At 42.2% G+C, this 22,423-nt stretch carries 26 protein-coding genes; all 26 read left to right on the top strand.

Annotation, left to right across the window (positions count from 1 at the left end; genetic code table 11):
• The first annotated feature begins 212 nt into the window (after positions 1–212).
• The 26 genes from prfA to LQ50_RS20315 all read left to right on the top strand — a co-directional run bounded on the left by prfA (position 213) and on the right by LQ50_RS20315 (position 22,090).
• Positions 213–1,283, top strand: coding sequence for a peptide chain release factor 1 (prfA, locus tag LQ50_RS20440; RefSeq protein WP_034632929.1), 1,071 nt, complete (start codon positions 213–215; stop codon positions 1,281–1,283).
• Between the two features lie 10 nt (positions 1,284–1,293).
• Positions 1,294–2,154 carry a peptide chain release factor N(5)-glutamine methyltransferase gene (gene prmC / locus LQ50_RS20435; protein ID WP_034632974.1) on the top strand — a complete coding sequence of 287 codons (861 nt, stop codon included), beginning with the start codon at positions 1,294–1,296 and terminating at the stop codon, positions 2,152–2,154.
• Between the two features lie 126 nt (positions 2,155–2,280).
• Complete coding sequence (locus tag LQ50_RS25570; RefSeq protein ID WP_161784708.1) at positions 2,281–2,442, top strand: hypothetical protein; 162 nt, start codon at positions 2,281–2,283, stop codon at positions 2,440–2,442.
• An 11-nt stretch (positions 2,443–2,453) separates the two neighbouring features.
• Entirely contained in the window at positions 2,454–2,720 is a 267-nt protein-coding gene (locus LQ50_RS20430) for a hypothetical protein (RefSeq protein ID WP_034632927.1), read from the top strand.
• Positions 2,721–2,790: 70 nt separating this feature from the next.
• Positions 2,791–3,093 carry a TIGR04104 family putative zinc finger protein gene (locus LQ50_RS20425; RefSeq protein ID WP_034632922.1) on the top strand — a complete coding sequence of 101 codons (303 nt, stop codon included), beginning with the start codon at positions 2,791–2,793 and terminating at the stop codon, positions 3,091–3,093.
• 97 nt (positions 3,094–3,190) lie between these two features.
• On the top strand, positions 3,191–3,829 hold the full coding sequence (gene spoIIR, locus LQ50_RS20420; protein WP_034632912.1) for a stage II sporulation protein R: 639 nt from the start codon (positions 3,191–3,193) through the stop codon (positions 3,827–3,829).
• Between the two features lie 125 nt (positions 3,830–3,954).
• Positions 3,955–4,398, top strand: a complete 444-nt coding sequence (locus LQ50_RS20415) for a GNAT family N-acetyltransferase (RefSeq protein WP_034632911.1) — start codon at positions 3,955–3,957, stop codon at positions 4,396–4,398.
• A gap of 224 nt (positions 4,399–4,622) precedes the next feature.
• Positions 4,623–5,669, top strand: a complete 1,047-nt coding sequence (locus LQ50_RS20410; protein WP_034632909.1) for an L-threonylcarbamoyladenylate synthase — start codon at positions 4,623–4,625, stop codon at positions 5,667–5,669.
• A 112-nt stretch (positions 5,670–5,781) separates the two neighbouring features.
• The gene (locus tag LQ50_RS20405) at positions 5,782–6,321 is read left to right on the top strand and encodes a manganese efflux pump MntP (RefSeq protein WP_034632908.1); all 540 of its coding nucleotides are present in this window, start codon (positions 5,782–5,784) and stop codon (positions 6,319–6,321) included.
• Between the two features lie 168 nt (positions 6,322–6,489).
• Positions 6,490–6,933, top strand: coding sequence for a low molecular weight protein arginine phosphatase (locus LQ50_RS20400; RefSeq protein WP_034632972.1), 444 nt, complete (start codon positions 6,490–6,492; stop codon positions 6,931–6,933).
• Positions 6,934–6,954: 21 nt separating this feature from the next.
• A complete protein-coding gene (locus LQ50_RS20395; protein ID WP_202595400.1) occupies positions 6,955–8,253 on the top strand; it encodes a methyl-accepting chemotaxis protein in 1,299 nt (432 codons plus the stop codon).
• Positions 8,254–8,275: 22 nt separating this feature from the next.
• Complete coding sequence (gene rpiB, locus LQ50_RS20390) at positions 8,276–8,713, top strand: ribose 5-phosphate isomerase B (protein WP_034632901.1); 438 nt, start codon at positions 8,276–8,278, stop codon at positions 8,711–8,713.
• A gap of 13 nt (positions 8,714–8,726) precedes the next feature.
• Positions 8,727–9,290 (top strand): TIGR01440 family protein, encoded by a 564-nt coding sequence (locus tag LQ50_RS20385; RefSeq protein WP_034632898.1) that lies wholly within the window; start codon positions 8,727–8,729, stop codon positions 9,288–9,290.
• A 118-nt stretch (positions 9,291–9,408) separates the two neighbouring features.
• Positions 9,409–10,659, top strand: coding sequence for a serine hydroxymethyltransferase (glyA, locus tag LQ50_RS20380; protein ID WP_034632894.1), 1,251 nt, complete (start codon positions 9,409–9,411; stop codon positions 10,657–10,659).
• An 811-nt stretch (positions 10,660–11,470) separates the two neighbouring features.
• Positions 11,471–12,100, top strand: coding sequence for a uracil phosphoribosyltransferase (gene upp, locus LQ50_RS20370; protein WP_034632886.1), 630 nt, complete (start codon positions 11,471–11,473; stop codon positions 12,098–12,100).
• Between the two features lie 162 nt (positions 12,101–12,262).
• On the top strand, positions 12,263–14,530 hold the full coding sequence (locus tag LQ50_RS26355; RefSeq protein ID WP_034632883.1) for a S8 family serine peptidase: 2,268 nt from the start codon (positions 12,263–12,265) through the stop codon (positions 14,528–14,530).
• 246 nt (positions 14,531–14,776) lie between these two features.
• Positions 14,777–15,004: an AtpZ/AtpI family protein gene (locus LQ50_RS20360; protein ID WP_034632881.1), complete on the top strand. Its 228-nt coding sequence runs from the start codon at positions 14,777–14,779 to the stop codon at positions 15,002–15,004.
• Positions 15,004–15,396: an ATP synthase subunit I gene (locus LQ50_RS20355; protein ID WP_034632878.1), complete on the top strand. Its 393-nt coding sequence runs from the start codon at positions 15,004–15,006 to the stop codon at positions 15,394–15,396. Before LQ50_RS20360 ends, LQ50_RS20355 begins: the two co-directional genes overlap by 1 nt.
• Positions 15,397–15,403: 7 nt before the next feature.
• Positions 15,404–16,117 (top strand): F0F1 ATP synthase subunit A, encoded by a 714-nt coding sequence (atpB, locus tag LQ50_RS20350; RefSeq protein WP_034632876.1) that lies wholly within the window; start codon positions 15,404–15,406, stop codon positions 16,115–16,117.
• Between the two features lie 68 nt (positions 16,118–16,185).
• Entirely contained in the window at positions 16,186–16,398 is a 213-nt protein-coding gene (atpE, locus tag LQ50_RS20345; RefSeq protein WP_034632875.1) for a F0F1 ATP synthase subunit C, read from the top strand.
• Between the two features lie 187 nt (positions 16,399–16,585).
• On the top strand, positions 16,586–17,077 hold the full coding sequence (atpF, locus tag LQ50_RS20340) for a F0F1 ATP synthase subunit B (protein ID WP_034632873.1): 492 nt from the start codon (positions 16,586–16,588) through the stop codon (positions 17,075–17,077).
• A complete protein-coding gene (locus tag LQ50_RS20335) occupies positions 17,074–17,619 on the top strand; it encodes a F0F1 ATP synthase subunit delta (RefSeq protein ID WP_034632872.1) in 546 nt (181 codons plus the stop codon). The genes atpF and LQ50_RS20335 overlap by 4 nt, the downstream gene beginning before the upstream one ends.
• 18 nt (positions 17,620–17,637) lie before the next feature.
• Entirely contained in the window at positions 17,638–19,146 is a 1,509-nt protein-coding gene (gene atpA, locus LQ50_RS20330; RefSeq protein WP_034632870.1) for a F0F1 ATP synthase subunit alpha, read from the top strand.
• A 75-nt stretch (positions 19,147–19,221) separates the two neighbouring features.
• Positions 19,222–20,079: a F0F1 ATP synthase subunit gamma gene (locus tag LQ50_RS20325; RefSeq protein ID WP_034632869.1), complete on the top strand. Its 858-nt coding sequence runs from the start codon at positions 19,222–19,224 to the stop codon at positions 20,077–20,079.
• A gap of 119 nt (positions 20,080–20,198) precedes the next feature.
• The gene (gene atpD, locus LQ50_RS20320) at positions 20,199–21,608 is read left to right on the top strand and encodes a F0F1 ATP synthase subunit beta (RefSeq protein WP_034632868.1); all 1,410 of its coding nucleotides are present in this window, start codon (positions 20,199–20,201) and stop codon (positions 21,606–21,608) included.
• An 80-nt stretch (positions 21,609–21,688) separates the two neighbouring features.
• Complete coding sequence (locus LQ50_RS20315) at positions 21,689–22,090, top strand: F0F1 ATP synthase subunit epsilon (RefSeq protein WP_034632866.1); 402 nt, start codon at positions 21,689–21,691, stop codon at positions 22,088–22,090.
• Positions 22,091–22,423 lie beyond the last annotated feature (333 nt).

Below are 22,423 nucleotides of genomic sequence, written 5' to 3'. Positions count from 1 at the left end.
GAGCCCGTTTTGCAGAGGCTACACTCGGCGTGCGCCTTGTTGAGAAGAGCGCTCAAAAAGGCTTAAAAGAAAACGCCGGCTTCGCTCACTGCATCGAGCATAAAACCAAAAGGCAAGCCCGGCCTTTTGGTTTTATGCTCATTGACCCAGCCTTTGCTGTATACTATAATTATAATGTTATACACTGGAAAATCTTAATGAGGTGAAGAGCCGTGTTAGATCGTTTACAATTAGTTGAGGATCGTTATGATCGTCTCAACGAGTTACTTAGTGATCCTGATGTCATAAATGATTCAAAGAAATTGCGTGAATATTCAAAGGAACAATCGGACTTAGAAGAGACTGTTCAAGTGTACCGTGAATATAAAGAAGTGCATGAGCAGCATAAAGATGCAAAAGCCATGCTCGAGGAAAACTTAGATGATGAAATGTATGCTATGGTCAAAGAAGAAATTAGTGAACTTGCTGATCGTAAAGAAGAGCTAGAGGCACGTTTGAAAATTCTTCTTCTACCAAAAGACCCGAATGATGATAAGAACGTTATTATGGAAATTCGCGGAGCTGCTGGTGGCGATGAAGCGCAATTATTTGCGGGTGACCTTTACAAGATGTACAGTCGTTTTGCTGAAGCGCAAGGCTGGAAGACCGATGTAATTGAGTCTACAACAACCGAACTTGGTGGCTTCAAGGAAATTATTTTTACGATCAACGGAGCAGGTGCCTATTCGAAATTAAAATATGAAAATGGAGCACACCGTGTACAACGTGTTCCGACAACGGAATCTGGTGGTCGGATTCATACATCAACAGCAACGGTTGCTGTCTTGCCTGAAGCAGAAGAAGTGGAAGTGGATATCCATGAAAAAGACATTCGTGTTGATACGTTTACTTCAAGTGGACCAGGCGGACAAAGTGTAAATACAACGATGTCAGCCGTTCGTCTTACGCATTTACCAACAGGCGTAGTCGTTTCGTGTCAAGATGAGAAGTCTCAAATCAAAAACAAAGAAAAAGCGATGAAGGTTTTACGTGCTCGTGTGTATGATAAATTCCAAAGCGAAGCACAGGCAGAATACGATCAAAACCGTAAGCTAGCCGTTGGTACGGGGGATCGTTCAGAGCGTATTCGTACGTACAACTTCCCGCAAAGCCGCGTAACCGATCACCGTATCGGCCTTACCTTGCAAAAGCTTGAGCAAATCCTTCAAGGAAAGCTTGATGAAATCATTGATGCACTGATCGTGGAAGAGCAAGCTGAAGCGATGCAAAATGCAGAGCAGTAAGATGAAAGAAATGACAATTCGTGAGGCCCTTCGTTGGGCTTCTTCTTTTTTAGAGGAAAAAGGCCTAGAGCCACCTGTGGCGGAGTGGTTATTACGTCACTATTATCAAGTGAATAGAGCGAAACTCCTAATGATTTTAGATGACAATATCGAGCATGAGCTTATAGAACGATTGAAAACAGACTTAAATCGTCACGCAGAAGGCTCTCCTGTGCAACATATTATCGGCTATGAGGAGTTTTACGGTCGCCGCTTTAGCGTTAATGAACATGTCTTGATTCCTCGCCCGGAAACAGAGGAATTGGTCGTTGCTATTCAAGAGTTGAAGCAGAAGTTTTTTCAGAAAGAACGAGTTCATTTAGTGGATGTTGGCACGGGGAGTGGAGCGATAGCCGTAACGCTTGCGCTTGAGGATGAGTCAATCGATGTCCAAGCAATGGATATTTCAGAAATGGCGCTTCATACAGCGAGAGAAAATGCGGAAAAGCTTGGTGCAAACGTTCGTTTCAAACATGGCGATTTGCTCACGCCAATTTTGGAGGAAGGAACCCGAGTCGAAGTGGTCGTTTCCAATCCTCCGTATATCCCGCTTTCTGACGCTTCGAGTTTAGCGGTTCACGTTAGGGAGCATGAACCGCATTTAGCATTATTTGGGGGCGAGGATGGTCTCGATTTGTATCGGCGCTTTATGGAGCAGCTTCCAAGAGTATTGAAAGAAACGGGCATCGTTGGCTTTGAAGTCGGCGTTGGTCAGGCTCGAATGGTCGAAAAGATGCTTCAGACGACCTTCCCTCATGCAACAACAGAGGTTAAATTAGACATTAATGGCAAGGAGCGCATGGTCTTTGCTTATGGGAAAATGACTAAATAAATAACAAAAAGCCTGCCTAGACGTTTTTAGCAGGCTTTTTTGTATTTTTTTTGCGTAGATTGCTACATGGTCATTTACGTGTTAACATAATTTACCATAAGGGCGATCAGGTTGAGGAGGGTGCGAATGCGACAGTCTGCTCTTTATATCGGTGTAGGGTATTTTATTGGTGTCATGCTAGCGAGTTTTCTTATTTACAAACAGATTTCTTTAATGGCAATTTTTTCAGCTCTCGTTGGGTTCGTTGTGATTGTATGTCTGCCTTATGTGACAAAGCGTATGAAATGAGGTGAATGTTCATGTTGGATTATATGATGATTGTCATCACGATAGCGGTTGTTGTCTTCTCGGCTGCAATTCTTTATCATAAAAGAACAAAAGTGAAGAATGTTCATGGGATAAAAGGGTGGGTGTCGCCTGTATGTATGGTTTTAACGCCGGTATTCATGTTGTTTGCCCACTTGTTTGATGTAGTCGGAATCATTAGCTGGGCTGTGTTTTTTGTCTTGTTACTGGTCGCGGCTTATTTCACTAAATTTATGCCGGTGCCTAAAGAATCGCATTAGTTTTATCGTGCAAATATAGAACGTCTATTAATCTATTTTTACAAGTCATTACAGATGAGGAGGGGATTCGATGAAACTACCAGTCTGTTGGTCATGTGGGGAGACATTCCGATGGAAGGAGCTTTTGTTTGTGGTGGAAGGAAGAAAAACCTGCCGCAATTGTGGAGCGAAACAATATACGACAACGCATTCGAAGTGGAGAGCTGGGGTATTGGTTTTACCGGTTATTTATATCCCGTGGATCACTCGTTTAATTTTTGATGTTTCATTTGTCGTTCAACTAACTCTTGGTGTGTTATTATTAGTCATTTGTTCTGCCATCGTTCCATTTTATTATCAATTTACAGATAAACAGCAACCTTTGTTTAAATAAAATCATTTGCTAGTTTCTAGAAAAAAATTCTAGATTCTAAGTTTAAAAAAGCAGCGTCCTGGCCACAATGGTTTTATGAAGGGACGGTGCTTTTGAAATGAAACCAAATGTTGTTATTTATCTATTATTCTCTTTATTTGTTCTAATTATGAATTGGGAATCTCAAAACGCAGTGGCAGTTGCGTCTTTACATAATGAAGTAAGTCAAGATAAAGCAGTACGTTTGCGAATTCTAGCAAATAGTGATTCGGTCAGAGATCAAGCGCTAAAGCGTGAAATTCGTGATGAAGTCAATGCGGTCATTACAGAGCTGGTTCTTGGTGTGGGTGACTTAGAAGAAGGAAAAGCGATGATTGAAGAAAATCTAGCAAAAATTGAAGACATTGTAGAAGATGAGCTAGCGAAAATGGGGATGGACCAGTCATTTGAAGTGAGTTTTTCAGAAGTGCAGTTTCCAACGAAATTATACGGAAATATTGTCTACCCAGCTGGGTTGTATGACGCGGTGTTGATAACACTTGGGGAAGGGAAAGGTGAAAACTGGTGGTGTGTCTTGTTTCCACCTTTATGCTTTCTTGATATGTCAAATGGTGATGCAGTAGCAGCCGATGCTGATACAAAGGAGGAAGCCGAGCAAACGGATGAGGAAGATATGGAAGAAGTTGAGGTAAAGTTTTTTGTGGTAGAAATCTTCTCTCAGATTAAAGACCGGATCTTTTCTTCAGAAAAGGTATAAAGATCAGATGCTAGAGGAAGAAAAAGTTTCCTCTAGCATCTTTTTATGCGAAAATAAGAAAGCTAGCATAAATCAAGTAAGCCTCTCATACATATCTAGTAATAGATTAAGAGAGGGTGGAGCTTATGGGAATTGTTGTGCGAAAGGCGAAGAATAAGGACATGCTACCGATTCAAAGATTGGTTGCAAAAGCGGGATTACGAGAAGATGGAATTGAACAATATATTGAAAGCTTTCTTGTTGTAGAAGATGAGGAAGAAAGTTTGATTGGTACAGTTGGTGTGGAGAAGTATGAAGAAAATGGCTTGCTTCGATCGCTCGTATTGGATTCTCCCATTTGGAATGCGAAATTGAGTTTAGAATTTCTACAACTGACGTTAAAGTATGCCGAGGAACAAAACATCGAAACGGTCTATTTATGTGCAAAAGGGACAAATGCACTGTTTCGTCAGTTAGGTTTTCGGGAAGTAGGCAAAGAAGATGTGCCAGAATCAATAATGTGTTCGGAACACTTTAAACGGAATGTGGCAGTGGAAGTAAAAGTGTGGGCATGTGAATTAACGGAGTAAGTTGTGGAAAAGTGAATAAATAATGGAAGTTATCTACAGGTTGTCCACAGTTGTGGACAACCTGTTTTTGTGGGTGGAAAGAGATTTTGTCGAATAAAGGAGAGAAACGATGAAGTTATTATGGTGAAATGCCTGATTTTCTAGGCTTATTGTCGAATTTTTTTCGTTTTATTGACATCGATGGACAACACTTGCAAAATGGAAGGGGATAGGAGAGATGAACAGTGAGTTATGAACAAACAAAATATTGGAGTGTGGATAACTTTTCCGGTAGTGAGGAAAATCTCCAATTGATTAAGGAAGCTGCGTTGTGGATAACAAAAGGGGAGGTTGTCGCCTTTCCAACGGAAACGGTGTATGGACTTGGAGCTAATGCGTTAGATGAGAGTGCTGTGAAACGAATCTTTGAAGCGAAAGGTCGTCCTAGTGATAATCCACTTATTGTCCACATTTCCCAAATAGATCAATTAGATGAGTTAGTATTGGAAGTTCCTGAAGTCGCAAAGCAACTAATGGAGCATTTTTGGCCTGGGCCGTTAACGTTGATTTTTAAGAAGAAAGAAGCGGTTGCACCAAGTGTTACAGCCGGTCTTGATACGGTGGCCGTGCGAATGCCAGATCATCCAGTTGCTAGAAAGTTGCTTGACGCAGCTGGGGTACCTGTCGCCGCGCCAAGTGCCAATTTGTCTGGTAAGCCAAGTCCAACAACAGCCATGCATGTATATCATGATCTCAAAGGAAGGATTAAAGGCATTGTTGATGGTGGTCAAACGGGAGTAGGACTTGAGTCAACCGTGCTTGACTGCCAAGCGGCTATTCCTGTTTTGTATCGGCCGGGTGGGGTGACAAAAGAGGATCTAGAAGCGGTAATTGGTAAGGTTAAAGTCGATCCATCGCTTCTATCTGACGATCAAACGCCGTTATCTCCGGGAATGAAATATACACATTATTCGCCTGCTGGTACGTTGTATTTAGTACGAGATCAAGACAAGATTTCCGAGCTTGTGACTGAGGCAAAAAGAGACGGTAAACGAGTAGGGGTTTTGACGACGGTAGAAGGAAAAGGGCGGTATGAAGAAGCTGATGTCGTTGTTTTATGTGGATCGAACAAGGATCTAGCAACGGTGGCAAACGGATTGTATGACAGCTTGCGTAAGTTCGATGAACAAGAAGCTGAAGTGATTTTCTCTGAAGTATTTTCATACGAAGGATTAGGAATTGCCATCATGAATCGCCTTGAAAAAGCAGCCGGGGGACAGAGCCCGCTGTAGCCAGTGCCTTTTTTCTGCTCCTGCTCAAATAGACAATCAACTTTCATGTTGGTTGTCTATTTTTCTTTGGACGTGCATACATTGGAGTAGCATGTACAAGGAGTGGTTGTAGATGGGGGAGTTTGTGACACTGTTGATTATGGCAAGTGCGCTTGGAATGGATGCATTCTCGATCGCTCTTGGTATGGGGATGCTTGGTCTTAGATTAAAACAAATATTTAATATTGGTGTGACGATCGGATTGTTTCATATAATTATGCCGCTTTTAGGGATTGCGACGGGCAAATTGTTATCCAATTACTTTGGAATGATTGCCACATTCATTGGTGGTGGATTGTTGCTGATTATTGGATTGCAGATGGTGTTGTCTTCTTTTAAAAAGGATGAGGATGACAAACTCATGCAGCCAGTTGGACTTGGGCTTGTTCTATTTGCTTTAAGTGTTAGTTTAGATAGCTTTTCAGCTGGGTTGAGCTTCGGGATGTTAGGGGCGAAGACGGCATTAACGGTCTGTATGATTGGAATCGTCAGTATGGTGTTATCGTGGATCGGTTTAATCATGGGTACGAGGCTACAACATTATGTAGGCTCTTATGGAGAACTTCTTGGCGGTTTCATCTTAATTGGCTTTGGGATCAAGCTTATTTTTTAAATAAATTAGCGTTCGCAAACTAGAGAATCAAAGGTAAGAAATGCCTTCGTTGCATATACCGTTTTTAAATTCGTTATGATAATATGGAACGTGAAAGTAAAAGGGGAATGCTTCATACAAGCAATGAAGCAACAATCGTATTGTAATAGAAAGGACGCTGGTCATGACATGAAAAAAGTGTTGTTTGTATGCACCGGAAATACGTGCAGGAGCCCGATGGCCGAGGCGCTTCTTCGTTTTCGAATGGACGAAGGTGTTGAGGTGAAATCTGCTGGTGTGCAAGCTTTTCCAAACAGCCCGGCATCAGAAGGGACAAAAGCCGTTTTAGCTGAAAAAGGGATCACAGCTGAACATGCTTCGCAACTAGTGACCGAAGAGCTGCTCGGCTGGGCCGATGTTATTTTGACGATGACAACTTCTCATAAAGAGATGATTAAAGTTTTCTATCCTCATGTGGGTGAGAAGCTTTTTACTTTAAAAGAGTTTGTCAATCCCGACTCAAATGATCTAGATATTGCTGATCCAATTGGTGGTCCAATTGAAGCGTATCGACAAACCGCTGAAGAAATTGAACAATGCTTAGACACAGTCACAAAAAAATTAACAGAATAATCATAATGAGGTGGAACCGGTATGGTGGGGGAACGGAAGTCTTACAAGGCTAGTATTCGAAAAAAGTTAGTGATGGGAATTAGTGGACTAGCTGTTGTTACATTTGGTTTTAGCGCAATTTTTATTTTCTTTTTAGCAGATCTATTAGAAGAGCTCCTCGGATTGAGTGGTAATGCATTAATTATCTTTACGCTCGTGAAGGGAATCTTTTGGAGTGGCGTTCTTGGTTATATCGCAGCGCCGCTCATTACAAAGCCACTAAAAGAAGTAGAAGAAGCAGCAAGGCGTGCAGCAGCTGGGGATATCCAGCATGATATTGTTGTATCAAAATCGGATGATGAAATTCGTGCGCTTGGATTGGCATACAACGAAATGCTTCATAGTTTACGTCACATGGTACATGATATCGAAAATAACTTTAATGGAACAAATGCAAAAGTGAGTGAGATTTCCGCTTCGTCTGAGCTTGCTGCAACAAAAGCAACACAAATCGGTTCAACGATGGATGAAATAGCAAAAGGGGCAGAAAATACGGCCTATGCCATTTCAAACACAGCAGAATCGATGGAAGAAGTCACACATATTGCTGAACAAGTACAAAAGCGTGCGCGTGATTCAAAGCAATCATCCGATAGCATGGTACACCGTTTAACAGAAAGCAGAGAAGTGGTCGACTCGCTTGTTGGAGGAATTCAGCAGCTTGCACTCGATAATGAAAAATCATTAACGGCTGTCAGTCGTTTGGAGGAGCAGGCGAAGGAAGTCGGGGATATTATTTCATTAGTCGGCGATATTGCTGGACAGACCAATTTGCTTGCGTTAAATGCGTCAATAGAAGCAGCACGTGCGGGCGAGCAAGGCCGAGGTTTTGCTGTTGTTGCGGATGAAGTGCGAAATTTGGCGGATGAGAGCGCCAAAGCCGTTCAAGGCATTACCGATTTAATTCATAACATGCAATCAGAAGTGAAAAATGTCGCTGAGCAAATTGGCAACCAAGTTACGGTCGCTATGAATCAATCTGAGCAAGGAACAGCAACCAATCGATCGATTTGTGAAATGGAAAAATCGGTGAAAGAAGTCGATGCGTTTATTGCAGATATCTCGCATATGATTGATCGTCAAATGGAATCAATAAAGAAAACAACACATGAATCTCAAGAGGTGGCAGCCATCGCGGAAGAAACGTCTGCTGGTTCACTTTCCATTTCAGCAATGACGGAGCAGCAAGGGACGGTCATTAATGAAATGGAAAGCATCGCTCACGAGCTTTCCGACCAAGCAAAAAAATTAAAAACGACAATCGAACGTTTTACAATATAAAAGAGGAATGGGGTACGGTAAAATGAAAGTGGCAATAGCTTCAGACCATGGTGGATTACATATTCGTGAAGAGATTAAGAAGTTAATGGACGAACTAGAAATCGCTTATGAAGATTTTGGCTGTGAGTGCAACAGCTCTGTTGATTACCCAGACTATGCTTTGCCAGTGGCTGAGAAAGTAGCCAGTGGAGAATTTGACCGTGGGATCCTTGTTTGTGGAACGGGGATTGGTATGTCGATTGCAGCTAACAAAGTAAAGGGCATTCGTTGCGCCCTTGTTCATGATATGTTTACAGCTCAAGTCACGCGTGAACATAATGACAGCAATATATTGGCGATGGGCGAACGCGTTATTGGTCCAGGGCTTGCTAGGGAAATAGCGAGAATTTGGCTTGGAGCTGAATTTGAAGGTGGAAGACACGCCAACCGGTTAAAAAAGATTACCGATTACGAAACATAATAGGAGGCACGTTATGACTCCCATTGAACAAATCAAAGATCAATTGACTTGTGCCCTAGAAGACTTACATACGGTGTTTCCTTTAACGGAACATGTTCTTCTTGTTGTAGGGACAAGCACGAGTGAAGTCATTGGCTCGCATATTGGCTCAAACGGTTCGCATGAAGTGGCAGAAGCGATTTACAGTGTGTTAAAAAAGCAACAGCAAGAAACCGGTGTAAAGCTAGCCTTTCAATGCTGTGAGCATCTAAATCGGGCTCTAGTCATCGAGGAAGAGATCGCGAAGCAACGTGGTTATGAGCTTGTGTCGGCTGTTCCTGTCCGAAAAGCAGGTGGTGCGATGGCAACTTATGCGTTTAAGATGATGAATAATCCTGCATTAGTCGAAGATGTCCAAGCGGAAGCGGGCATAGATATTGGTGATACGCTGATTGGCATGCATTTAAAGAAAGTGGCCGTTCCTGTCAGAAGTAGAGTCAAATCCATAGGGGAAGCGCATTTGACGATGGCCCAAACTCGACCAAAGCTCATTGGCGGCATTCGGGCTGTCTATGAAAAAACAAATGAACATGAATAAAATATAACTTTTTATCAATTTCATACGGAAATAGAGAAATGTTTGTGGTAAGATAAAAGCGAATCAGATGTCGGGTGGTTAGAAAACCGAAATATAAGCAATTGGAAGGGGAATAGAGATGTTGAATCAAAAGTCATTAAAAGAACAAGATTCGAAAGTATTTGCAGCCGTTCGTCAGGAGCTAGGACGCCAGCGTGATAAAATTGAATTGATTGCGTCAGAAAATTTTGTAAGTGCTGCTGTTATGGAAGCACAAGGTTCTGTATTAACGAACAAGTATGCTGAGGGTTATCCTGGCCGTCGTTATTATGGTGGTTGTGAATATGTTGATATCGTTGAAGACTTAGCGCGTGATCGTGCGAAAGAAATTTTTGGTGCTGAGTATGTAAACGTGCAGCCTCACTCAGGTGCACAAGCGAATATGGCCGTTTATTTCACGATTTTAGAGCAAGGCGATACGGTTCTTGGGATGAATCTTTCTCACGGTGGACACTTAACACACGGAAGTCCTGTGAATTTTAGTGGTGTTCAGTATAACTTCGTGGAGTACGGTGTTGACAAAGAAACGCAATACATTGATTACGATGTTGTTCGTGAATTAGCGAAAGAGCATAAGCCAAAGCTAATCGTTGCTGGTGCAAGTGCGTATCCACGTGAAATCGATTTTGCGAAATTCCGTGAAATTGCTGATGAAGTTGGCGCTTATTTAATGGTGGATATGGCACATATCGCTGGTCTTGTTGCTGCTGGTTTACATCCAAATCCTGTTCCTCATTCTCATTTTGTAACAACGACGACTCATAAGACTCTTCGTGGTCCGCGCGGCGGAATGATTCTTTGTAAAGAAGAGTTCGGTAAGAAGATTGACAAGTCGATCTTCCCTGGAATCCAAGGTGGTCCATTGATGCATGTGATCGCTGCAAAAGCAGTATCGTTCGGTGAAGTGTTAACGCCGGAATTCAAAGAATACGGTCAAACCATTATCGATAATGCCAAACGTCTTGCAGAAAAATTAATGAGCGAAGGCATTAACATCGTTTCAGGCGGAACAGATAATCACCTTCTTCTACTAGACTTACGTTCTCTAGACCTAACAGGTAAAGTGGCAGAGCACGCTCTTGATGAAGTAGGAATTACAACGAACAAAAATACAATTCCGTTTGATCCACAAAGTCCATTTGTGACAAGTGGGATCCGTATCGGAACAGCGGCTGTTACATCTCGCGGTCTCGATCTTGAAGCAATGGATGAGATCGGTTCAATTATTGCTCTAACGCTTAAAAATGTTGATAATGAAGAAAAGCTTGAAGAAGCACGTACGAGAGTTTCTGCTTTAACAGCGAAATTCCCTATGTATACGCATCTATAAGTTGACGAAGCTGGACCTTAAGGGGGCCAGCTTTTTTTTCATGGCAGTATGCGGAGGGGGGGAAGCAACTGAGTTGATCTGTGTAATCTTCAGCGATTTCTTTTAACCCATTTACTATACAGTGCTTTTTGAACATTCTTTGATTTCTCTTGTGAACATTCTTAAGGTGACTTTTGATAGGACAGTTAAATGTTTGATGAAAATTAAACTTCAGACTGTAGACAAAAGGCATTTGAGTAAGTTATTTCTCCTATTTTCTTTTGTTCGTTGAAGAGTAGGGAATTTCTTCTTTCCTCTCAACAAAGCGGACGGGATGGGAGGGCCGACTCCTGCAGGAGGGAAGGGCAGGTTGAAATCCACCGGCGCAGCCGGTTAGTTCAACGCCCGCCTGCGAAAAGCGTGCCCCCCATCCCGGGAGCGGGGTCGAAGCTACTTTTCAAGTCCGAAATAACGAGCACTTTTTCAGTGGCCTCATTAAGAGGAGGCTCGACACCTCCTTGCGGGAGCGAGTGGCTAGAGCTCAGGTGGAACGAACATGTGGAGAACGCTTACCTCATAAAAACAAAAAGTATGCAAACAGCCTCAAATATAGAAGTAGTAGGGTTTTTGTGAAATATAGCAGTTAAATATGAGAGCAGGCACTAACCCTCTTACCAATCACCCAAGCTGAAAATTCGTAATATTACTTTAACTATTGTTTCGAACAATTTCTGACTATAAGCCTTGAAGGGGATTAGCTTTTTATGTAGAATCTTGTAGAAGCAAAGTCATCGTAACATGATGAAGAAAGAATAAAGGAGCTAAAAAACGTATGAGCAAAGTTTTCGTATTTGATCACCCTTTAATTCAGCATAAACTTACGTATATCCGTGATAAGGAAACAGGAACAAAGGAGTTTCGTGAACTTGTTGATGAAGTTGCCGGTTTGATGGCATTTGAAATTACTCGTGACCTCCCATTACAAGATGTGGAAGTAGAAACTCCAGTAGGAACGGCGAAATCAAAAACAATCGCAGGGAAAAAGCTTGGATTAGTGCCGATACTTCGTGCGGGTCTTGGTATGACAGATGGAATCTTACGCATGATTCCTGCAGCAAAAGTGGGACATGTTGGTTTGTACCGTGATCCAGAAACATTGCAGCCAGTTGAATATTACGTGAAGCTTCCAACGGATGTGGAAGAGCGCGAATTCATCGTAATCGACCCGATGCTAGCTACAGGGGGTTCGGCCATTGAAGCGATCAACAGCTTGAAAAAGCGCGGGGCGAAAACGATCAAGCTTATGTGTCTTGTAGCTGCACCTGAAGGCGTGAAGCTAACGCAAGAAGCGCATCCGGATGTCGATATTTTCCTAGCGGCATTAGATGAAAAGCTTAATGAAAAAGGCTACATAGTACCAGGTCTAGGCGATGCCGGAGATCGCTTATTCGGAACAAAATAAGAACGTCAAAAAGAGGTAGATCCAAGAAGGATCCACCTCTTTTTTGTTGTAAAGGAGTGTAGAGGTGTCACCCCTCTTTACTCTGTTAAAGCTCGTCGTCTGCATGTTTTCTTATTTGCTGTTCATACTATCTACATATGCAAAATGGTGGGGGAGATGGATATGAAAAAAGTCATCGCGTGTTTACTATTATGGACAATAGCATGTAGCATCAGTCTTGGTTCTGCTCAGGCTGCAATATACCCTGAAATCCCAACCGCAAAAAAGGTGGATCAATCAGACGAGAAGGTCGTTGTTATTGTTACAGCTTCAGGAGAAGTCGATGATGTGTTGAAGCAAGTGACGACAACATTCCCTTCGAGTGAAGTAAGGAAAACATTCAAGCGAGCGTTAAATGGCTTTTCCATTGAAGTGCTTGAAAGTGAAGTGAAGATGTTGCAAGAGTTAAATGACGTTGAACGAGTAGATAAAGTTGTCGAATATAAAGCGAATTTAGACGGGAGTGTGCCATTTGTAGGCACAGATAACATCAGAGGCAAGCTTGACCCAAAGGGTGAGCATTTAACGGGTAAAGGCATAAAAGTGGCTGTGATTGATACAGGCATTGATTACAGCCACCCAGATTTAAAGCAAAATTATAAAGGTGGCTATGACGTTGTTGATTACGACCATGATCCGATGGAGACGGTTGCCTCACAAGGCCCGCCAACTCTTCACGGTACGCATGTCGCAGGAATTATTGCGGCAAATGGACAAGTGAAAGGTGTTGCCCCCCAAGCGGATATTTATGCGTATCGTGCACTAGGTCCGGGTGGTCAAGGAACGACAGAGCAAGTCATTGAAGCGATTGAAAAAGCAATTGACGATGATGTTGATGTGTTGAATTTATCGCTTGGAAATACAGTGAACGGACCAGATTGGCCAACGAGTGTCGCCCTCGATAAAGCGGTGGAAGAAGGCATTGTCGCCGTCACATCAAATGGAAATAGTGGACCGAATATGTGGACAGTTGGCTCGCCGGGAACGTCCACAAAAGCGATATCTGTTGGAGCATCAGCACCACCGATTAAAACGCCATTTGTGACGATTCCAGGTCTGGATAAAGAAATCGCCCTATCTCCAATTGGAGGTACATTGCCGTGGACATTAAAAAGAGATTTTGAAATCGTTGATGCTGGTCACGGCCTAGAGGAGGAGTGGCAAGACATAGATGCCAACGGCAAAATTGCTTTAATTAAAAGAGGAATGATTCCTTTTTCGGAAAAAGCAAAGCATGCCCAGGAGAATGGAGCAAAAGCCGTTCTGATTTATAACAACTTGCCTGGTGCGTTTGTGGGGGCTGTTGAGCAAGGGATAAAGCTTCCGGTTGTCAGCATTTCAAAAGAGGATGGCGATTGGCTTATAGAACAGCTTGAAGAAAGCAAAGAACGTCCATATGCACGGACGATCTATCGTAACCAGGAAGATTTTATTGCCCCGTTTAGTTCAAGAGGTCCAGTCACGCAATCATGGGAAGTAAAACCTGATTTAGTAGCACCGGGCGTTTCGATTGATAGCACCGTACCAAAGGGATATTTAGGCTTAAATGGAACGAGCATGTCTGCGCCCCATGTTGCAGGAGCAGCTGCGTTAGTGAAACAAGCTCATCCTGACTGGACGCCAGAGCAAATAAAGGCAGCGTTGATGAATACAGCCAAAAAACTACTAAACGAGGACGGAGAACCTTATTATCCTTATGAACAAGGAGCGGGAAGACTACAGGTTGACAAAGCGATTGATGCAACCACTCTTGCTTATCCAGGGGCGATTACGTTTGGAAAGTGGACAAAAGAGGATCCGCGTGAAAAGCGAGAAGTGACGTTTACAATTGAGAACCATGATAAAAAGACTCGTACGTTTCATGTGAAGCCACCATTTGAGCTTCCTGACGGGCTGCAATGGGAAGTGCCTTTTGCAACAAAAATAAAACCAGGTGAGAAGAAAGAGGTTTCGCTTAAACTTGATATGTTTCCTGCTGTCCTTGCAGAAGGCATACATCATGGTGATATTGTGATTGAAGGTGGAAAAGACCCGATCTCGATTCCTTATGTGTTTTTTATTGAAGAACCGAATTATCCAAGGGCTATGGCCTTTAACTTTGGGCATGGTGATCGTCCTGGCGAATACCGATATGAATTGTACTTACCAGGTGGAGCGGAAGAAATGGGGATTGCGTTGTATGACCCCGACACATTTCAATTTGTCAAGTTTTTAGACTTCAAAGAAAACATCGGACGTGGCATGGTTGGCAAGGAATGGGACAATCTTGACTTACCAGATGGAAATTACAAGGCGCTAATTTTTGCGAAAAAAGATGGAAAAGAGGACACGATTGAATCGACTATAACCATCGGAGCCTCGCTCCCGGAAGAGAAACAGGGCGAAAATTAAGGGTCAGATCTCTCTTTATCACAGTAGAGTGTGAAAGAGGGGTCTGACCCCCATTTGTGAACTTTTTTGACAATCGTGTGAACGCGGGAAATAACCTACTTATTTAGTGGGAAAACGCATTGACACAAGGTTTTCACTATTGTACGATTAAAAAGGTTGTGGTGAGAAGGTTTACATATGTGAAATTGTGTGAAGGTTTAGAATCGGATTTTTAAACCAAAACATAAGACGAAGAGGGGGCTGTTCATGACGAATGGCAAACGAAGTCCGTGGCGTGCTATCGTACTCGTTTCGACCATCTCTTCCTACGTAGTAGGGGGAACTGTTGGTGGAGTCTTTCTCGGGTTGTGGCTTGGAAATCAATTTGGAGCCAAACCATTCTTTCTTATCACTTGTTTGTTTTTAGGACTTTCAACAGGTTTATACGGTGTATATAGCGCTGTCAAACCTTTTCTAGGAGACGGTAAAGAGTAATGTTAACAGTTGATGGAAAGATGAAACGTTATACGATAGTTGTAAGTGTCATTCTGTTGCTCTTTACAGTAGGATTCTTTGTAACCGTACATAAACCGCAATTCCTCGGTCTTATTGTTGGACTAGCATTTAGTTATCTTAGTCTTTGGACAACCTTCAGAAAAACAAAAGTCATCGGAGACGTCGCTTCTGGACTTAAGAAGTATTCCGCGTTTTCCTATGTAATTGCTAGTTTTGGCGTCTTAATTCGAATAGGGTTGGCTATATTATGTGTGTGGCTAGCTTTGATGTACCCCGAGACGCTACATTTAATTTCGGTCATTACAGGGTTTTCCCTGATCTATATTATCATTATGGCAGATATGCTTATTGAATTTGGTAGAAAGAGGTGAAAACATTATGGATCATATAGCACCTATGAGGCAAATTGGCGGCTTATGGTTTAATATGTCTACGGTTCTAATGACGACTGTGGCATGTCTAATCGTATTCTTAATCTGTTTTATCGGTACTCGTAAGTTGGCAATGCGCCCAAGTGGTTTACAGAACTTCCTGGAGTGGCTGATTGATTTCGTACGCGGAATCATTAAAGCGAACATGGGATGGAAAGTTGGCGGACAATTTATTGCCCTCGCATTCACACTTTTATTCTATGTCTTCGTTGCAAATATGCTGGGACTTCCTTTTGAAATTTATAATAAGGACTCTCACGAAGTATGGTGGAAATCACCTACATCTGACCCTGCCTTAACTTTAACGATGGCAGCGCTCGTTATTATTATGACTCACTATTATGGTATTAAAATTAGAGGGTTTGGAGAGTACATTAAGGACTATGTCCGACCGGTACCATTCCTATTGCCTTTTAAAATCATTGAGGAATTTGCCAACACGTTAACGCTTGGTATGCGTCTATTCGGTAACGTATATGCAAAAGAAATTCTCATGGTACTACTCGTTGGCCTAGGTACATCAGGCGCTATTGGATTGTTCGGAGGATTCCTCCCGACAATGGTATGGCAAGCCTTTGGTATGTTCATTGGAACCCTGCAAGCATACATTTTTGCGATGCTAGCAATGGTTTACATGGCACACAAGGTTGAACATCATTAAACACAGCTCATTTTTGAGCGTTTAAAAATATTAAAAAATCATATTATCCTTAAGGAGGACTTATTCTCATGGAAGCATTAGCAGTAGCAATTGTAGCAGGTTTAGCAGCAATCGGTGGTTCGATTGCAGTAGCAATTATCGTAAGAGCAACACTTGAAGGTGTAACGCGTCAACCAGAACTAAAAGGTACGTTGCAAACACTTATGTTCATCGGTGTACCTCTTGCAGAGGCGGTTCCGATCATCGCGATCGTTATCTCTTTCCTATTACTATTTGGATAATTGCACTAATCGCTTATTTGGCGAGAAGTTCACACATAAAAATGGCGACAGGGTTCATCTTGGGACCTTTCGCCATTCCTTATGTATCGTTCGTTCCTATTAAAAGAAACATTAATTACTGTCTTTAGCAGTCTGTGAATAAATAGATTTAAAAAATTCTTCACATCCAAGAAAGGAGTGAATCGAAATGGGTTTTGTAATTCCATGGGGATCAATACTTTATCAACTTGCAGCATTCTTAGTATTACTTTTCTTCCTCAACAAGTTTGCTCTTAAGCCGTTACTTGGCGTAATGGAGAAGCGTGAGCAGATCGTTAATGAAAATATCGACTCAGCTGAAAAAAGCCGTAAAGATGCAGAGGGTTATATTGAACAACAACGTAAAGAGTTAGAAAAAGCAAAGCTTGAAGCTCAAGAAATTATTCAACAAGCGAAAAAGCTAAGCGAGCAACAAGGTCAAGATATTCTAGATCAAGCACGTGAAAATGCTGAACGCTTGAAAGATTCGGCTTTAGCAGAAATTCAACGTGAGAAAGAACAAGCTGTATCTGCTCTTCGTGAACAGGTGGCAGGCCTTTCCGTTTTAATTGCGAAAAAGGTTATTGAAAAAGAGCTAGATGAAAAGGCACAAGAGAAACTTGTTGAAGAGTATCTTAAAGAGGTAGGCGATAAGCTATGAGCAATCAAGCAGTAGCGAATCGTTATGCTTCAGCCCTATTTCAGCTTGCAAAAGAAAAGCATGATCTTAAGAAAATTCAAGAAGAATTACAAGTGGTAAAAAGTGTTGTAGAATCCACACCTCAACTTGTCCAATTTCTTACGCATCCAAAGGTGACCGTTGCCAAGAAGCAAGCTTTTATCCAAGAAAGCTTTAAAGGCTTAAGTAACGTCAGCCTAAACACCATTCTTATGTTAATTGATCGTAAGCGAACAGATATCCTTGTTCCAATGATTGATAAATACAAAGAATTAGCCTACGCGGCTCAGGATATGGCTGAAGCAATCGTTTACTCAACGAAGCCATTATCAGAAAAAGAGCAAGACCATATCGCAAAAGTATTTGCGAAAAAAGCAAAGAAATCAAAGCTTGATATCAAAAACATCGTTGATTCAGAGTTAATCGGCGGAATTAAGATCCGTATTGGGGATCGCATATATGACGGCACAGTAAAAGCGCAGCTTGATAAGCTTGAGCGCAATATCGTAGCCGGAACACGCTAGAAGATAGGGGTGAAAGCAATGAGCATTAAAGCAGAGGAAATTAGTTCTCTTATTAAACAGCAGATTGATCAGTTTCAGTCTGATGTTCAAGTACAGGATGTAGGTACAGTTATCCGTGTTGGTGACGGTATCGCGCTTGCTCATGGCCTTGAAAACGTAATGGCTGGTGAGCTTCTTGAGTTCTCAAACGGGGTAATGGGAATGGCTCAGAACCTTGAGGAGAATAACATCGGTATTATTATCTTGGGTCCATACTCAGATATCCGCGAAGGTGATGAAGTAAAACGTACTGGTCGTATCATGGAAGTACCAGTCGGTGATGAATTACTTGGTCGTGTTGTAAATGCTCTTGGACAACCTATCGATGGTTTAGGTCCAATTGCTTCTTCAAAAACTCGTCCAGTTGAAAACAAAGCACCTGGTGTTATGGCTCGTAAATCGGTTCATGAGCCACTCCAAACGGGTATTAAATCAATCGATACAATGGTTCCAATTGGACGTGGTCAACGTGAGTTAATCATCGGAGACCGTCAAACAGGGAAAACAGCGATTGCGATCGATACAATCCTAAACCAAAAAGACCAAGACATGATTTGTATCTATGTTGCTATTGGTCAAAAGAAAACAACTGTTGCAGGTGTAGTAGAAACACTACGTTCACGTGGTGCTCTAGACTATACAATCGTTGTTTCTGCAAGTGCGTCTGACCCAGCACCGATGCAATTCTTAGCTCCATATGCAGGGGTATCAATGGGTGAGGAGTTCATGTATAACGGCAAGCATGTGTTAATCATCTATGATGATTTATCAAAACAAGCAGCTGCTTACCGTGAGCTTTCATTATTGTTACGTCGTCCTCCAGGTCGTGAGGCATTCCCAGGGGATGTATTCTACTTACACTCTCGTTTATTAGAACGTGCAGCGAAGTTAAGTGATGATTTAGGTGGCGGTTCAATTACAGCCCTACCATTCATCGAAACGCAAGCTGGTGACGTATCTGCGTACATTCCAACAAACGTAATTTCGATCACAGATGGACAAATCTTCTTACAATCAGATTTATTCTATTCTGGTGTTCGTCCAGCCGTTAACGCAGGTCTTTCTGTATCACGTGTTGGTGGTTCTGCACAAATTAAAGCAATGAAAAAAGTAGCTGGTACACTTCGTCTTGACTTAGCTGCATACCGTGAGTTAGAAGCATTCGCTCAGTTCGGATCTGATTTAGATAAAGCAACTCAAGCGAAATTAAATCGTGGACAACGTACGGTTGAGGTTTTGAAGCAAGACCTTCACAAACCGCAACCAGTTGAGTACCAAGTAACGATTATTTATGCTCTAACAAAAGGTTTCTTAGATGATATCCCAGTTGAAGACGTTCTTCGTTTTGAATCAGAGCTATTCACTTACTTTGATCATAACAAGAAAGAAATTCTTGATCACATTCGCACAACTGGTGGTCTTCCAAACGAAGATGAGTTCAAAGCTGCGATCAGTGAGTTCAAAAAAGGATTCGTTCCTAGTAACTAATTAGTATTTGTTCAACTGACATTTGAACATCTTAGGTAGATCGGATTAGTTTTTGCGAAAAGGTGGTGAAAAGAAATGGCTTCAATGCGAGATATAAAAGGACGAATTACTTCGACAAAGAAGACAAAGCAAATTACAAAGGCGATGCAAATGGTATCAGCTGCTAAGTTGAACCGTGCGCAGCAGAATGCACAGGCATTCCAACCATACACGGAAAAAATTCGTGAGGTGGTCGCAAGTATTGCATCTTCTTCAACAGAAGTTTCTCACCCGATGCTAGAAGAGCGTCCGGTAAAGAAAACAGGCTATGTTGTGATCACTTCTGACCGTGGGTTAGCTGGAGGTTACAATGCAAGTTTAATTCGTTCCCTTCTCAAAACGATTAGTGAGCGTCATAAATCACCTGATGAGTACGGAATTATTGTCATCGGTCGAATCGGACGTGACTTATTCAAAAAACGTAATCTTCCAATCATTCAAGAGATCACAGGACTAGCGGACCAGCCAGATTTTAATGATATTAAAAATCTAGCTAAGACAACGGTTGAGATGTTCTCTGATGGAGTGTTTGATGAGCTATACGTGTGGTATAACCACTTCGTAAGTGCCTTAACACAGGAAGTAACGGAGTCTAAGCTCTTGCCGCTTACAAACATTGCGGAAGGTGTGACGACGACAGCGTATGAGTATGAGCCGTCTGAGCAAGCCATTTTAGAACGTTTATTGCCACAATATGCAGAGAGCCTTATTTTCGGTGCTTTGCTTGATGCAAAAGCAAGTGAATTTGGTGCACGTATGACGGCAATGAGCGCTGCAACAGACAATGCAACTGCTCTCATTGATGATTTAACATTAGTATACAACCGAGCACGTCAAGCAGCGATTACGCAAGAAATTACGGAAATCGTCGGCGGGGCAGCAGCTCTCGAATAGAACCATATAGAGGTCTCCCTGCGTAAGGGAGTCTCTCATTAGATAAGTAGTAAAGAGGAAGAAGGAACTTTCGAAGATCCTTCACCCGTCGAGTAGTAGTGAATAGGAGGGACTAAAAAATGAATAAAGGTCGCATTACTCAGGTAATGGGTCCAGTTGTTGACGTAAAGTTCGACAATGGAAACCTTCCTGAAATCAACAATGCATTAACGGTTTCGCAAAAGAGCGATAACAATGCTGTTGATGTTAACGTTACTCTTGAAGTTGCCTTGCACCTTGGCGATAACTCAGTTCGTACAGTTGCAATGGATTCAACAGATGGTCTAGTACGTGGAACAGAAGCAGTAGATACAGGCGCACCAATTTCTGTACCTGTTGGTGAAGCTACACTTGGACGTGTATTCAACGTTCTTGGAGAAGCGATCGATCTTAAAGATCAAGTTCCAGCAGACGTGAAGCGTGATCCAATTCACCGTGAAGCTCCAAAGTTTGAAGAGCTTTCAACGACAACGGAAATCCTTGAAACAGGGATTAAAGTTGTTGACCTTCTTGCACCATACGTTAAAGGTGGTAAGATCGGTCTATTTGGAGGTGCTGGTGTTGGTAAGACGGTATTAATCCAAGAATTAATCAACAACATCGCTCAAGAGCACGGTGGTATCTCGGTATTTGCCGGTGTAGGTGAGCGTACTCGTGAAGGAAATGACCTTTTCCACGAGATGACAGACTCTGGCGTTATTAAGAAAACGGCAATGGTATTCGGTCAAATGAACGAGCCACCTGGAGCACGTATGCGTGTTGCGCTTTCTGGTTTGACAATGGCTGAGCATTTCCGTGATCGTGATGGACAAGACGTACTTCTTTTCATCGATAACATTTTCCGTTTCACACAAGCAGGTTCAGAGGTTTCTGCCCTACTAGGCCGTATGCCATCTGCCGTTGGTTACCAACCAACACTTGCAACTGAAATGGGTCAATTACAAGAGCGTATCACATCAACAAAAGTTGGTTCAGTAACATCGATCCAAGCGATCTATGTACCAGCCGATGACTATACGGATCCAGCTCCAGCAACGACGTTTGCTCACTTAGATGCAACGACAAACCTTGAGCGTAAACTTTCTGAGATGGGTATTTACCCAGCGGTTGATCCACTTGCGTCAACATCACGTGCCCTTTCTCCTGAAATTGTTGGAGAAGAGCATTACGGTATTGCGCGTGAAGTACAATCTACACTTCAAAAGTACAAAGAATTACAAGATATCATTGCCATCCTTGGTATGGATGAGCTTTCAGAGGAAGATAAGTTGATCGTTGCGCGTGCGCGTCGTATCCAATTCTTCTTATCTCAAAACTTCCACGTTGCCGAGCAGTTCACTGGCCAGCCAGGATCTTATGTACCGGTTAAAGAAACGATCAAAGGCTTTAAAGAAATTCTTTCAGGTAAGTACGACGATCTTCCTGAGGATGCATTCCGTCTAGTTGGTCGTATTGAAGAAGTAATTGAAAAAGCAAAAGAAATGGCGTAAATAGCGCTTTAAGGTAAGGCGGGGCGACTCGCTTTATCAAATATTAAAACCCGGTTTTGCTACTTTAGGAGGGTTTTCAAATGCCGACAATTCAAGTAAGTGTTGTTACTCCTGATGGCAAAGTGTATGACGGTGCTGTTGATATGGTCGTGGTTCGCACAGTAGAGGGCGAGCTCGGTATTTTACCAAATCACATCCCGTTAGTTGCTCCATTAACTGTAGGAGCCGTACGCTTAAATAAAGGCACCACTGTAGAAAAAGTAGCTGTGACAGGTGGATTTGTTGAAGTTCGCCCAGATCAGGTAACGATTTTAGCAGAGGCAGCTGAGTTGCCTTCAGATATTGATGTAGACCGTGCAAAAGAAGCTGAAAAACGTGCGAGACAACGTATTGAGTCAGCAAAAACAGACGCAATTGACTTCAAACGTGCAGAATTAGCACTAAGAAGAGCAACGAATCGTCTCGATGTTGCAGGTAAATAATCTTTACAAAAATAAGATGCCTTTAGGTGTCTTATTTTTTATTAGGTGAATACTATAAATGTGGGCATGTGTGAGATGACCGTTTGTGATTGAAAATTGTGCTTTTTTGTTCAAAATTTATGTAATATTTGTAAAATGAATAAAAAGAGTTGCAGAAACTATGTATTTTTTGTGGGAAATGGTGCAAAAAGGGTGAATTGGCTAGTACTTTTTTTAGTGTTGGTTTATTGTTTTTGAATAGATATTGGCTGAGAGCAGTTCCAACACAAAAGGGAAGATCGGCCATTAGAAGCTGTGCTAGGAAGAATGGCAATGGCTCCGCGCGCCGTGCGC

It is taken from the genome of Halalkalibacter okhensis, assembly GCF_000787375.1.
GTDB classification, from domain to species: domain Bacteria; phylum Bacillota; class Bacilli; order Bacillales; family Bacillaceae_D; genus Halalkalibacter; species Halalkalibacter okhensis.
Note: the sequence above shows the minus strand (reverse complement) of the source record. Positions and strands in the feature narration are given on the sequence as shown.